This is a genomic window from Streptosporangium sp. NPDC002524 (assembly GCF_040295985.1).
In the GTDB taxonomy this organism is placed as follows: domain Bacteria; phylum Actinomycetota; class Actinomycetes; order Streptosporangiales; family Streptosporangiaceae; genus Streptosporangium.
In genome coordinates this window covers 236,586-250,203 of the sequence record NZ_JBEOWK010000013.1, presented here as the reverse complement: position 1 = coordinate 250,203, position 13,618 = coordinate 236,586, and the positions used below count along the sequence as shown (strand labels likewise).

The 13,618-nt window shown below is 72.4% G+C and carries 11 protein-coding genes; 4 read left to right on the top strand and 7 right to left on the bottom strand.

Annotation, left to right across the window (positions count from 1 at the left end; all coding sequences use genetic code 11):
• Positions 1–94: 94 nt before the first annotated feature.
• The 5 genes from ABT053_RS23605 to ABT053_RS23585 form a co-directional block, all read right to left on the bottom strand.
• A complete protein-coding gene (locus tag ABT053_RS23605) occupies positions 95–742 on the bottom strand; it encodes a peptidoglycan-binding domain-containing protein (RefSeq protein WP_350971343.1) in 648 nt (215 codons plus the stop codon).
• Between the two features lie 58 nt (positions 743–800).
• A complete protein-coding gene (locus tag ABT053_RS23600; protein ID WP_350971341.1) occupies positions 801–1,016 on the bottom strand; it encodes a hypothetical protein in 216 nt (71 codons plus the stop codon).
• 142 nt (positions 1,017–1,158) lie between these two features.
• Positions 1,159–1,848 carry a response regulator transcription factor gene (locus tag ABT053_RS23595; protein ID WP_350971339.1) on the bottom strand — a complete coding sequence of 230 codons (690 nt, stop codon included), beginning with the start codon at positions 1,846–1,848 and terminating at the stop codon, positions 1,159–1,161.
• Positions 1,820–3,589, bottom strand: a complete 1,770-nt coding sequence (locus ABT053_RS23590) for a sensor histidine kinase (RefSeq protein WP_350971337.1) — start codon at positions 3,587–3,589, stop codon at positions 1,820–1,822. Before ABT053_RS23590 ends, ABT053_RS23595 begins: the two co-directional genes overlap by 29 nt.
• The gene (locus ABT053_RS23585) at positions 3,582–3,950 is read right to left on the bottom strand and encodes a response regulator (RefSeq protein WP_350971335.1); all 369 of its coding nucleotides are present in this window, start codon (positions 3,948–3,950) and stop codon (positions 3,582–3,584) included. The genes ABT053_RS23590 and ABT053_RS23585 overlap by 8 nt, the downstream gene beginning before the upstream one ends.
• Before the next feature lie 408 nt (positions 3,951–4,358).
• On the opposite strand from ABT053_RS23585, the gene ABT053_RS23580 reads away from it, so the two are divergent.
• From ABT053_RS23580 to ABT053_RS23570, 3 genes are all read left to right on the top strand, one after another.
• Positions 4,359–5,456 (top strand): right-handed parallel beta-helix repeat-containing protein, encoded by a 1,098-nt coding sequence (locus tag ABT053_RS23580; RefSeq protein ID WP_350971333.1) that lies wholly within the window; start codon positions 4,359–4,361, stop codon positions 5,454–5,456.
• 658 nt (positions 5,457–6,114) lie between these two features.
• On the top strand, positions 6,115–7,932 hold the full coding sequence (locus ABT053_RS23575) for an RICIN domain-containing protein (RefSeq protein WP_350971331.1): 1,818 nt from the start codon (positions 6,115–6,117) through the stop codon (positions 7,930–7,932).
• 125 nt (positions 7,933–8,057) lie between these two features.
• Positions 8,058–8,762 (top strand): ThuA domain-containing protein, encoded by a 705-nt coding sequence (locus ABT053_RS23570; protein ID WP_350971330.1) that lies wholly within the window; start codon positions 8,058–8,060, stop codon positions 8,760–8,762.
• Positions 8,763–8,828: 66 nt separating this feature from the next.
• Here ABT053_RS23570 and ABT053_RS23565 read toward each other — a convergent pair whose 3' ends face one another.
• Positions 8,829–9,389: a hypothetical protein gene (locus tag ABT053_RS23565; protein ID WP_350971329.1), complete on the bottom strand. Its 561-nt coding sequence runs from the start codon at positions 9,387–9,389 to the stop codon at positions 8,829–8,831.
• A 235-nt stretch (positions 9,390–9,624) separates the two neighbouring features.
• Here ABT053_RS23565 and ABT053_RS23560 point away from each other — a divergent pair, with 235 nt between their 5' ends.
• On the top strand, positions 9,625–10,260 hold the full coding sequence (locus ABT053_RS23560; RefSeq protein ID WP_350971327.1) for a TetR/AcrR family transcriptional regulator: 636 nt from the start codon (positions 9,625–9,627) through the stop codon (positions 10,258–10,260).
• Positions 10,261–10,435: 175 nt separating this feature from the next.
• Here ABT053_RS23560 and ABT053_RS23555 read toward each other — a convergent pair whose 3' ends face one another.
• Positions 10,436–13,561 (bottom strand): AfsR/SARP family transcriptional regulator, encoded by a 3,126-nt coding sequence (locus ABT053_RS23555; protein ID WP_502991835.1) that lies wholly within the window; start codon positions 13,559–13,561, stop codon positions 10,436–10,438.
• Positions 13,562–13,618: the final 57 nt, after the last annotated feature.

Sequence of the window (13,618 nt, the reverse complement as noted above, 5' to 3'; positions counted from 1 at the left end):
GGCTCGGCGCGCCGCTTCCGCCGCGCCTCGCCGGTCGGGCCGCCTCCCGCCGAGATCCCCCGCTCAAGAGCGGCCGGGAGGCGCGGAGGTGTCCTCAGCTCCGGCATGTCACGGAGGCGAACCTGAGGAGGTTCGGGGTGCCGCCGCGGGGAAGGCCGATGGAGATCCGCACGCAGGCGTTCCTCCCGGCGGCCGATCTGAGCGTCGCGATGAAGTCACCGGCCTCCCTCTCCACCAGTTTCTCGCAGCCGAACCTGGCGATCGTCGCGATCCTGGCCGCGCCGCACACCTGGAGCGCGAGCAGGTCGGCGGACGCGTCCACGGCACGGCCGGGATTGTTCGCCAGCCAGTTCCCCACCTGACGGGTGGCCCCCCGGGGTACGACGAAATGGCAGACCTCGCCCCGGCAGTACGGCGAGCCCAGGTCCAGCCCGGAGAGGGCGAGGGGCGCGGAGCCGCCGAACAACGCCGCGAGGGTCCGCGGGCCGGCCGCACCGTCCGGCCGCAGCCCGGAGGCCCGCTGGAAGGCCATCACGTTCGCCCTGGTACGCGGCCCGAACCTGCCGTCCACCCGCTGGCCCGGGTAGCCGAGGTCGCGCAGTCTCCGCTGGAGCACGCGCACGCAGTCCTTCCCGCCGACCGGGTCGGTCTGGCCCGCCCGCAGGAGCGGGCAGCCGCCCGGCCCCCCGGTGACCAGCGGCCCGGCGTCGATCGGCGACCTGGAGATGAGCCCCGAGCCCATGAGGAAAACGCTCAGAAGCGCGATTCCCGCCATCCACCTGAACACGTCGGCCCCCGGATCAGCGGGCGGTGCCGACGGAGGCGGGAACGCTCCGGGGACCGCGGCCGGACCCGGGCCGCGACCCGCCGGTGTCGCCGCGGCCCTGGACGGTGAAGGCGGGCCTCCCGGCCGGGTGACCGTCGAGGGCCCCCGCCGTGACCGCCGCCGCGAGCGGGGCGGTCCTGGGCTTTCGGGTCCGGGTCTTCCGTACGCCCGGCGTGCCTGGGTCCGGCATCCGATCTCTCCTGCCTGTCGGTGTCGTCTCGCCTTCCTCATGGTCGGGCGCGGACGGCCGTCGCACATGCGTGCGGGCACGGAGGTGTTGGCACGGTCCAGGGGCGGGGGCGGGGGCCGGGGGCGGGGGCGAAGGCCGGGGGTCAGCCGATCTCGCCGCGCAGGTAGGCGAGGACCGCCTGCACGCGCCGGTGGTAGTCCGGCGCGGGCGGCAGGCCGAGCGTGCTGAGCAGGTGACCGATGTGCGCCTCCACCGTGCGCGGCATCACCTTCGCCCGTGCGGCGATCGCCCTGTTCGACAGGCCCTCGGCCATCAGGGCGAGGATCTCCTTCTCGCGCTGCGTCAGGTGCGGCAGCCGTTCGCCGCCCCCGCGGCGCATCATGCCGGCCACCACGTCCGCGTCGACGATGTACTCGCCCCGGTGGATCCGGTGGACCGCCTCGGCCAGTGCCTCCACCCCCGCGACCTTGTCCTTCAGCAGGTAGCCGACGCCCCGGCCGCCCTTGCCCATCAGGGTGAACAGATCGCGGGTCTGGAGCTGGGACGACAGCAGGAGCACGCCCAGGCGCGGGTCGGCGGCGCGCAGCTCCACCGCCGAGCGCAGTCCCTGCGTCTCGCCCAGCGGCGGCATCCGGATGTCGATCACCGCCACGTCTGGCCGGTGCCGGGCCACGGCGTCCATCAGGCCGGGCCCGTCCCCGGCGCCCGCCACGACGTCGATGCCCGATTCGCGCAACGCGTCGACGAACAGTTCGCGCAGCAGCGGGGAGTCCTCGGCGACGACGACCCGGGGAGCCACCGGGTCAGGCAGGGGTGGGTGCTGGAGGTTCACGGGGGAACACCGCCTCAAGGTTGGTCCCGCCGCCCGCGGGACTGGACAACGTCAGTTTGCCGCCCGCCGCCGCGACCCGGTCGGCCAGCCGCGCCAGGCCCGAGCCGGGCGAGACGGTGGCACCGCCGCGGCCGTCGTCGACGACGCTCAGGGTCACGTCGGCGCCGGTCACCCGCGCCTCGATGCGGGCACGCGTCGCGTGCGCGTGCTTCATCGCGTTCGTCAGCCCCTCCGCGGCGACGAAGTAGACCGACGCCTCGGTCAGCGGATCCAGCCGCGGCAGCGCGTCCAGGTCCAGGGTGACCGGGACGGGACACTGCCGCCCCAGTTCCCGTACGGCCGTCACGAGGCCGGCCGTGGTCAGCAGCTGCGGGTAGAGGCCGCTCGCCAGGATCCGGATCTCCTCGATCGACTGCTGCACGTTCTCCAGCGCCTGGACGAGCCGCTCGTCGGCCTTGTCCGGGTCGGTCCTGAGCGCGCCGCGGGCCATGTCGATGCGTAACTTCGCCGCCGTCAGCAACGGCTGCGCCCCGTCGTGCAGGTTGCGCTCGATGCGTTTGCGTTCCTTGTCGGCCGCCGCGAGGATGCGCGCCCGGCTCCGGCGCACCTCCTGGAGCTGGGCCTCCACCGTCGCCGCCAGCGACTGGTTCGTCAGCGCCAGACCGGCCGCGGTCGCCACGACGTCCAGGACCTTCGGGTCCTCCTTCAGCAGCGCGTCATGGACGAGCACCGCCCCGCGCGGGCCGCCGACCGAGGTCACGGCCTGCCACGGCCTCACCTCCACCGGGGCTCCCGCGAAGTCCAGGAGACCGGCCGGCGTACGGTGGACGAGACGCAGCGAGTCGTCACGCAGCGACCTCGCCAGCAGCTCCTCGACGTCTCCGGCCCGGGTCAGGGCGCGCATCTCGTTGAGCAGCCGGTTGACCGCGCCGTTGCCGAGATAGAAGTACAGGGTGCCGGCGAGCAGGGCCAGGGGGACCGAGGCGTACATGACGTCGTAGAACCGCAGGAGCCCGCCGCGGACCGCGCCGTCTCTGGGGAACGCGGCCTGCAGGGTCAGCCCGACCACCGCGACGAGCCCGGTGGCCAGCACGAGCAGGATCACCGGCGCCAGGAGCCGGCGCATCAGCAGGCGCCCGGTGATCCAGCGGCGGAGGAGCACGACGACCAGCCCGGCGGCCACGACCACGGCGGCGGCCTGGGAGGTGTCCTCGGCCAGCCCGCCGACCACCGGGTGCTCGCGGACGAACAGCATGCCCGGCGGGGTGTGGTCGTCGTCCGACGTCTGGTCCATGAAGAAGGCCACCGCGACGCCCATCTGGGCCGCGAACGCGTAGGCGACGGCCATCAGGGCCTTCTGGACCCGCGTCTCCAGCCGCCCGGTGGGGAACATCAGGAGCAGGTGCGTGACCACGGCGCCGGAGAAGGCGACCAGGAACTGGCCGATCGTGTGCGGCCACGCCTCGTCCGACAGCTGGAGGTCCTCGGCGAACATCGCGATCCCGGCGACCAGCATCAGCGGGCCGATGGCGTTCGCGCTGTACCTGTAGTGCGCGACGACGCCGGCCGACAGGTACAGGACGCCGGTCACCGCGTGCATGACGACGCGGAAGGGGTCGGACACCGGGTACAGGGCGGCGGCGGTGGTCGTGTAGCCGCCGAGGAGGAGCCCGGCCGCCGCGACACACCAGATCACCGTGTCGGACTCCCACCACCGGGGCCGCTCCTCCACCTCAGCCACCCGGCCCGCTCTCCCCGAGAACCGCGGAGAGAGCCGCGACGGACAGGTGGTCCTTGAGGACGAAGCCCCGGGCCCCGCTCCGCCCGACGAGCGACCCGTAGGACGAGGCGTCCCTGATCGAGGTCAGTACGACGGCCGCGCCGGAGTCCGCCATCGCGGGGCAGACGTCGAATCCGCTGGCGTCGGGCAGCTGAACGTCCAGGAGGACCACGTCCGGGCTCAGCCGCCGGGTCGCGTCGAGCCCGCCGGAGCCGCTCGCCGCCTCGCCGACGACGGCGAACCGTTCGCCGTCGAGCAGGTCACGGGCGACGGCGCGGAAGACCGGGTCGTCGTCGACGATCAGCAGGCGTTCTCGGGGCACAGCGTAACTGTGACGCGTTCCGCCGTTTCGTGCATCCGTGCTGGCCCCGATACCGGGGATGCCGGGGATGCCGGCCGGGGCTCGCCCGGTGGGGGCCGCGGCGCGGTGGCCGGGATTTTCTCGATCTTGTAGCGGCCACCGGTGAGGAGCGTCCATGATTGCAGCGTTGATCATCCCGATGTGACGGGCAGGCGGTGTTCGTGGTGGGGTGGGTGGGTTCGGTACGGTGATCGCCGTTCGTGCCGGAGCCGTCCCGTGGCCTCGCGGGCGGGCCGGGTCGCCGGGGAGCGTCCCCGTTTCCAGTGACGTCAACCTTTGATCATCAGTAGGCGTCATCTCACGAGTTTTCATGTTTTTGATGGACTAATGGACTAATCGTCTGTCGACCCCCGGAAAGGGAGACGAGTCATGAGGATCGGTATCAGGCTGACCGCCGGGCTGGTGGGCCCGCTGGTCGTGGCCACGGGGCTCTGGCCGGTGGCCGGCGGCGAGGGCCTGGGCCTCGGGAACGGCACCGGCGGTCACGGGAACGGGGAGGCGAGCGACCTCGGGGGCCTGAGGACGGTGTCCGCGTCCGCTCCCGCACCGGTCGCGGCGGTGCCGACCGGCCCCGGCGCGGTGCGCTGCCCGCCGCCGACCAAGATCGTCGGCAATGCCGACGAGCTCCGGCGGGCGATCGGGTCGGCACGGCCGGGCGACGTCATCCGGCTGCGGCCGGGCACCTACGACGGCAGGTTCGTCGCCCGGAGGCCGGGAACCCGGGGTAAGCCGATCTTCCTGTGCGGCAGCGCCACATCGGTCCTGGACGGCGGCGGCATCAAGAAGGGCTACGCCTTCCACCTCGACAGGGCGAGTTTCTGGCGGTTGGTGGGCTTCACCGTGCGAAACGCCCAGAAGGGTGTGATGGCGGACAGGAGCAACGGCTCGATCCTCCAGGGCCTCACCGTGCGCGACATCGGCGACGAGGCCGTCCATCTGCGCAATTTCAGCAGCGGCAACACGGTGCAGTACAACAAGATCTACAACACCGGCCTGCGCCGCGCGAAGTTCGGCGAGGGCGTCTATCTCGGCTCGGCGGAGTCGAACTGGAAGCGGTACTCCGGCGGACAGATGGACAAAAGCGACAACAACCTGGTGCGCGGAAACGTGATCCGGGCCACGGCCGAGGCCGTGGACATCAAGGAGGGCACCAGCGGGGGCCGCGTCGTCGGCAACGTCTTCGACGGGTCGGCGCTCGGCGGGGACGAGCTCAACGACTCCTGGGTCGACGTCAAGGGCAACGGCTACGTGATCGAGGGCAACACCGGGAAGAAGACGCCGCAGGACGGTTTCCAGACCCACGAGATCGTCGACGGCTGGGGCACCGGCAACGTCTTCCGCAGGAACACCATCGACCTCGCCGGTGGCGGGGGCGTCGGCATCAACGACACCGTGGGCGGCAACACGATCACCTGCGACAACAAGGTCATCGGTGGCCGGCTCACCAGGAAGGGCGGCTGCTCCTGACGCTCCGGCGGCGGCACGGGGGGCCGGCGTCGCCGGTGTCGACGGGGCATCGTGGGATCGGCGGGTTCTCACGAACACCGCGAGGTCGCCGGTGTTCCCACGAGCACCGCGAGGTCGGCGGTGTTCTCACAGGCACCGCGACCTCCCCGGTGTTCCCAGAAGCACCGCGACGTCGGCGGCGTTCCCACGAGCACCGCGAGGTCGGCGGTGTTCTCACAGGCACACCGGCGCCCCGCGCGCCCTCGCTCCCGCCGCCGGCCCCCCGCCCCGCCCCCGATCTGACCGGCCCGCGCCCCCGGTTCGGTCGTCACCCGGTCGTCACCCGGTCGTCATCCGGCCGGACCGGACGGTTCACCTCGCCATCGACCCTCGGTAAGCGGTAACACGTATCGGCCGAGGAGACCGAAAAGCCCGTCGCGCGTTTCGGCGGACCGAATTTCCGGTCGGCGAAAGGCGAGATCGGCACAAAAATATCGTTTCTCATAACATGCTGGGGTTATTACACAAGGTGATAAGCACCTAATTGGCCATTTATGTCACCTCGCGTCAATGGCTTGTGATAAATGTTACAGTCAGCCGTATTTACATACTTCTGATGTGATCATTACCGATGAATCGTCCATATCGGACGTATCCGTACCGATCGGAGTTCATCGGAATGCAGCTCAGGCGAAAACTCTCTCTGGCCGCCGCGTGGTTGCTCGTCGCGGCCGGTCTGGTCGCCTCACCCCCCGCGGCGTCTGCCGCAGAACCCCCCGGCAAGGGCCCCCAGGTGGTGTCCGACGTCTTCCCAGGCGCCAAGATCGGCCAGCGCGTCGGCCCCGAGGCCATCGCGCAGAGCCAGTCCCAGGCGAAGGTCAGCCCGCAGCTGGTCGCCTGTGACGGCAACGGCACCAGCGGCAAGCGGGTCGAGGTCCTGTACGTGCGCGAGGCGTCGATGCCGGACCGCTACACCCAGTTCCTGCCCATCTTCCGCGCCTGGCTGGCCAACGCCGACGACGCGTTCAACGACGCCGCGGCCACCTCCAACCGCAGCAGGCACATCCGGTACGTCACCACGGCGGTGTCCGGCGGCTGCGCCGCCGTCGTGCGCAACCTGGTCGTGCCCGCCGGTTCGCTGGTCGACTTCTACTCCAGCGTGAGCGCCGTGCAGGCCCTCGGCTACACCAGCACCGACCGGCACTACCTCCTGCTCACCGAGGCCACGGCGATCTGCGGCATGGGCGAGATCCAGGGCGACGACCTGACCACCGGGTCCACCAACCTCAACAACGGCCGCGCCTACGCCCGCGTGGACGCCATCCCGGGCTGTTTCGGCGCGAACGCCATCGCCCACGAGCTGGGACACACCTTCGGCGCGGTCCAGCTCAGCGCGGCCCACTCCGACGGCAGCTGGCACTGCCTGGACCAGTGGGACCTCATGTGCTACGGCGGCACGCCCTCGTGGAGCTGCCTGCAGTGGAACGACTACCGGCTGCCCGACTGCAACCGGGACGACTACTACAACGCCGCCCCCACCGCCGGAAGCTACCTGGCCACCCACTGGAACGTCGCCAACAGCGCCTACCTCATCGCGGGCGGCACCGCCGACAGCGATCCACATCCGAAGGTCGGCAACACCTACGTCATAACGAACGTGTCCACCGGAGGCGCGCTGGAACCCATCGGCGCCTCCACCGGGACGCTGACCGAGCTGAGCCAGCGCACCCGCGTCGACACCCCCAGCCAGAAGTGGCTGATGGGCTACACGACCGGCCTGCAGTTCATCAACGTCGGCAGCCGCCTGTGCGCCGACAGCGCCTACAGCGGCACGACCCCCGGCACGACACTCCTGCAGTACATCTGCGCAGGCCAGGACGGCATGCGCTTCGCCTACCTGTCGACCGGCGGGAACACGTACGCGATCTTCGACTGGCTGTCCGGGCTGGCCCTGACCGCGGGAGGCGCGTACCCGGCACCCGTCACCCAGCAGACCTACACCGGCGCCACCAACCAGCAGTGGGTGTTCAACCAGGTCTCCAACACCGCGCCGGTCAACAACGGCGTTTACTACCTGCAGGGTCTCGGCAGCCGCGACAACGCCGAACCCGTGGGCGGCTCGACCGCCTCCGGCGCGCTGGTCACGCACAACGCGCCGTCCGCCGCCACCAGCCAGCGCTGGCAGCTCCAGGCCACCGGGTCGTACTGGAAGCTGGTGAACGTCAACAGCTCCAAGTGCCTGGACCTCGTCTCGGCGAGCACGTCCAACGGCGTCCAGATCAGGCAGGCGAACTGCGGTAGCGCCAACAGCCAGCAGTGGACTCTCAAACGGGTCGCCGACGGAACGTTCTACCTGGTCAACCGGCACAGCAGCAAGGTGCTGGACCTGCCGCCGGGCAGCGGCACCACCCTCGACCAGCAGACGATCACCGGTAACACCGACTCCGGTCTCGGCATCGTGGCCGGCAACCAGATCTGGTACCTCAACCCCGTCTGACCCGTACGGCCGCCCGGTCCCCCCGGGCGGCCCCCGGTCTCGGGGAGTGCCCATGCGGCACTGGTGACACCAGCTGTGAAATGTGAAGATTGCAGTCATTTGTCCCCTGACCGACGGGTGAAGACATGACAGGCGATCACGCGCGCAGAGCCCTGCTGGTCCGGGGCGGCTGGGAAGGACACGCCCCGGTGGCCGCCACCGAGCTCTTCGTCCCCTTCCTCCAGAGGAACGGGTTCGAGGTGCACCGGGCGGACTCCCCCGCGCCGTACGCCGACACCGCGTTCATGTCCGGTGTCGACCTCGTCGTGCAGTGCCACACCATGGGCACGATCGAGCCGGACGAGCTGCGCGGGCTCGAGGCCGCGATCCGCGCCGGGACCGGCATGGCCGGCTGGCACGGCGGCATCGCCGACTCCTTCCGCGGCTCCTCCGACTATCTGCACCTCATCGGCGGGCAGTTCGCCTGCCATCCCGGCAAGGACCCGGCCGAGCGGGACGGCTCGCAGGCCGACAACTTCGTCCCGTACACCGTCACCATGCTGCCCGGGGCCGGAACCCATCCGATCACCGCGGGCGTCGCCGACTTCGACCTCGTCACCGAGCAGTACTGGGTGCTGACCGACGACTACGTCGACGTGCTGGCCACCGCGACCCAGAAGGCCCGCCCGTGGGACCCCTGGCACAGGGAGGTCACCTCACCGGCGATCTGGACCCGCGACTGGGGCGACGGGAAGATCTTCGTCACCACCCCGGGACACGACCTCGGCGTCCTGCGCGACGACAACGTGCGCACCGTCATCGAGAGGGGGATGCTGTGGGCCGCCCGGTGAACGCCGGCGTCGCGCCGGGCCCGACCGGCCCCGAGGACGACGGCGTCGCAGGCGTGGCCGCCCGTCTCAGTCCCCCTTCGCGGCGCGGCCGAGACGGAGGGCCGAGATGAGGAAGAAGACGCCGCCGGGGATGGCGTAGCCGGCCACGTTGGTCAGCGTCGCGCCGGCCGCGGAGGCACCGGCGACGAACGACGCGCCGGCGAGCACGGAGACGCCGCCGCTGATGATCATCGGCCACTGGCCGCCCATCTTGCGGCGGGTGACCCCCACGATCAGCTGGACCAGCCCGGCCACGACCGCCCAGGCGCCCCACACGCGCAGCACCGCCGGGATCCCGGACGCGCAGGCGACGGCCACGCCGACGGCGGTGATCAGACTGACCGCGACGTTCACGTAGAGCAGGGCGGGTGATCCGGTGGCGCGCGTCGCGCAGGCGTCGACGACGGCGGCGGCCACGTCGAACAGCGGGTAGAGAACGAGCAGGGCGACCGCGACCGGGCCCAGGTGCGAGGCGGTCGTGAACATCACGAGGGCCCAGGCGACGGCGAACACGAACCGGACGAAGTACAGCCGCCGCAGGACGGAGGCGGTCCCGGAGACACCGGGCGAGGCAGCGATGGCGCTCATGACGAGCCTTTCGGTGGGTGAGTGACGAGGAGAGAGGTTCGGCGCGTCCCGCGGCCGGGCCTTCCCGGCCGGGTGGGTGGCCAGGCCGGCGTGGCCGTTTCATGACAGCGGGGCGGCGCGTGCACGGGCCGCCGGAGCGGTTCTCCGGCAAGACCGAACGTTCTATCGCGACTCAGCATGGCGGCCTGTGGCGCGAACTGTCAAGACCGAACGTTCTACCCGCTAAGATGGCGGCATGCGCAGCCAATCCGAGGGCAGGCCGTCCGAAGCGCGATCCCGGCTGCTCGACACGGCCACCCGGCTCTTCTACGCGGAGGGCATCCACTCCGTCGGCATCGACCGCATCGTCGCGGAGGCGCGGGTGACGCGGGCCACCCTCTACCGGCACTTCCCCGGCAAGGAAGACCTCGTCCTCGCCTACCTGAACCAGGTCGACCTGGCCATGAGAGGCCAGGCGGACGAGGCCCTCGCCGCCGGGCTCCCGGCCGACGGCACCCTCCGGGCCATCGGCGAGTCCATCGCCCAGGGCATCGGGTCCCCCGGCTTCCGGGGATGCGCCTTCCTCAACGCCGCCGCCGAGTATCCCGACCCCGAGTCCCCGGTCCGCAAGGCCGTGCTCGCCCACCGCCGGTGGTTCCTCGAAACCGTCACGGAACCGCTGGCCAGGATCCGGGAGACGGGCGCCGAGCCCGCCGCCCGCCACTTCGTGATGCTGCGCGACGGCGCCATGGCCGCGGGCTGCCTGTTCGACCCGGCGCTGATCTGCGAGACCTTCCTGCACGGGGTCGACAGGCTCCTGCGGGTGCACGCCGCCGCCGGCGACCTCGGCCCGGCGAGCCCGGAAGACGCCGTCGACGCGCCCGTACGGTGACCGGGTGGTGTGAGACGTCAGTACGGCCGAGCACGCGGCTACCGAGCACGCGGCCACCGGCCCCGGCCCGGCCGGGAGCGGTGGTCACCGGGCCGGGCACTTCCCGTCCGGGCGCGCGCCGGCCCGCGGCCCGTCCCGGACCGGAACCCACCCGGCGGGCGGGGACGCACGGCGTTCACGAGGCGAGCGTGGTCTCCGCCAGCTCACGCCAGTCCGCCCGACGGCCCGCGCGGGTCGCCTCGGCGAACGCGGCCTCCCCGAGGTGCTCCCGCGCGTCCGCGGCGATCCTGGAGGCATCCGGCTGCGAGCGATCCGGCATGCCGCGCACCTCGTCGCTCGCCGCGAGCAGCCGCGTGGCCTGCTCGTACCGTCCCCGGCGCAGCGCGAGATCGGCGATCCCGATCAGCACCTCGGCGACCAGCGGCGGATACGCGTACTCCGCGACCGCGCGGAACGCCTTGGCCCGGTACGCGCCGGCCTCGCCGGGATCCTCGCTGAGGTAGCCGTACAGGTCCAGGGCCCTGGCCTGGACGGAGTCGCCCAGCTCCGCCCGCGCCGCGGACAGGTGCCGGCGTGCCTCGTCCGGCTCGCCGCGCCAGCGCGCCAGCTGCGCCTTCGAGAGCGCCAGCTCGGCGAGCGCGTCCGGCCAGGTGATCCCGCCCGCGCACCGCTGCGCCTCGGCCATGGCCGAGGCGCTGGACCGCTCGTCGCCGAGCAGCCAGTACAGCTGGGCCTGCCGCGCCCGCAGGCCGACCACGTCCTCGTCCGCGCCTATCTCGGCCAGCGCCGCGACCGCCTCCTCGTAGTGCTCACACGCGCGGGCGAACTCCCCGCGCATCGCGAGCCGGTCGGCCAGGAAGGTCAGCGCCATCGAGATCCCCCACCGGTCGCCCAGCGCGCGGAACCCGGCGAGGGCGATCTCGATGTCGGCGTCCACGTCGGTCTCGTCACCGCCGAGCGTGAGCCGCAACCGGCCACGGGTGAGCCTGGCCTGCGCGCGCACCCACGGGTCGCCGTCGGCGATGAGCGGCTCGAACGCGGGCAGGAAGTCCTCCGGCTCCCGCAGCATCCGCTCCAGCGGCTCGACGAACCCCAGCAGCGGGTTGCGGTACCCGCCGCTCCGGGTGAGCCGGTGCGCCTCGTGGATCCACTCCCGCGCCTGGTACTGGTCGCCGACCCCGGAGGTCACGAAGATCGCCACGATGGTGTACGCCATCGCCCGCACCTCGTCGGACACCTCACCCTCCAGCGAGGTCGCCGCGATGCCCAGCTTGGTGCCCTCGGCCCGGTACCCGCTGAGGAACCAGTACCAGCCCGCGGCCGCGACCAGCCGCATCGCCTCCTGCGCCCACCCCTCGGCGATCGCCCCGCGCAGTCCCACGCCGATGTTGTCCTTCTCGGCGTCGAGCACGGGCAGCCACTCCAGCTGCGCGGCCCGGCGCAGGTGCGGGTCGGCCGTCTCGGCCAGCTCGGTGAAGTAGGCGAGGTGCGCCCGGCGCGCCCCCTCTGTCTCCCCGGCCTCGGCGAGCCGGTGCGCGGCGTACTCCCGGATGGTGTTGAGCATCCGGTAGCGCGGCGTGCCCTCGCCGTCGGCGAGCAGCAGCGACTTCTCGATCAACGCGGTCAGCACGTCGAGCGTCTGCTCCCCGCCGGGCGCCTCGTCCCCGCACACCCGTTCGGCCGCCTCCAGGCTCGCCCCGCCGGAGAACACCGACAGCCGCCGCAGCACGGCGCGTTCGGCCTCGGTCAGCAGGTCCCAGCTCCAGTCCACGACCGCGCGCAGCGTCTTGTGCCGGGGAAGCGCCGTGCGGCTGCCGCCGGTCAGCAGGCGGAACCGGTCGTCGAGCCGGCGGGCCAGCTGGTCGACGGACATGGTGCGCAGCCGGGCCGCGGCCAGCTCGATCGCGAGCGGCATCCCGTCGAGCGCCCGGCAGATCCGCGCCATCGCCGACAGGGTGGGCGCGTCGGAGCCGATGTCCTTGCGTACCAGCTCCGCGCGGTCCCGCAGCAGCCGCACCGCGGGCGAGGACCCGGCCTCGGAGGGGGCCGCGCCCGGCGCGGGCAGCGCGAGCGGCTCGACCTGCCACAGCACCTCCCCGGTGATGCCGAGCGGTTCCCTGCTCGTGGCCAGGATCCGCAGGCTCCGGCACTCCCCCAGCAGCCGGTCCGCGAAGGCCGCGGCCGCCTCGATCACGTGCTCGCAGTTGTCCAGGATCAGCAGGATCGTGCGCCCCCGGGCCGCGGCGACGAGCCGGTCCATCGGTTCCCCGCCCCGTGCGCCCCCGAGCAGTGCCTGGTCACGCAGGCCGATCGCGGTGAGGGCGGCCTGCGCCAGCTCGCCGCCCGCCCGTACCGAGGCCAGCTCGACCAGCCACGCCCCGTCGGGCAGCTCGGCGAGCATCGTCCGCGCGGTCTCCGTGGCCAGCCTCGTCTTGCCGGAGCCGCCCGCCCCCGTCAAGGTGACCAGCCGGTGCCCGACGGCGAGGGCGGCGACCGCGGAGACGTCCTCGTCCTTGCCGACGAAACTCGTCAGCTCGGCGCGCAGGTTCGTCCTGCGGCTCTCCGCCCGCTCGCCCAGCTCGCCCCGCAGCAGCGCGGTGTGCAGCGCGGAGAGCTCGGCCGACGGATCGGCGCCCAGCTCCTCGGCGAGCCGCTCGCGCGTCCGCTGGTAGGCGGTCAGCGCCTCGGTGCCGCGCCCCGCCTCGGCGAGCGCCCGCATCAGCGCCGCCACGAACCCCTCGCGCAGCGGGTGGGCGGCGACCAGCTCGGTCAGCTCGGAGACCAGCTCCGCGCCGCGGCCGAGGCGGATGTCGGCGTCCACCCGATCCCCGAGCGCGGCGACGTGGAGCTCGTCCAGGCGCGTGACCACGGCGTCGAACGCGTCGCTGTCGCGCAGCGCGATGTCGGCCATGGCCGTGCCCCGCCACAGGGCCAGGGCCGAGCGCAGCAGGTCCGCCCGCGCCGCGGGCTCGGCCGCGCGGGCCTGGCCGATCAGCCGCTCGAAGCGGTGCACGTCCACGGCGTCGGGGGGCACGGCGAGCCGGTATCCGCCGGAATCGGCCTCGATCACGCCGTCCGGCACCACCCTGCGCAGCCTGGACACCAGCGCCTGCAGGGCGTTCGCCTCGTCCGCGGGCGGCCGGTGCCCCCAGATCCAGTCCACCAGCCTCGCCCGCGAGACGCTGCGGCCGGGTTCGAGGGCGAGTGCGGCCAGCAGCGCGCGCAGCCGGACCCCGGGAACCTCCACCACGGCCCCGTCGCGGTTCCGGACCTCGAACGGACCAAGCAGTTCAACTCGCACATCAGTCATTGTGCCGAACCGTGGCGACGCCCCGAGCCGGTCCCCGGGCCGGCCGGT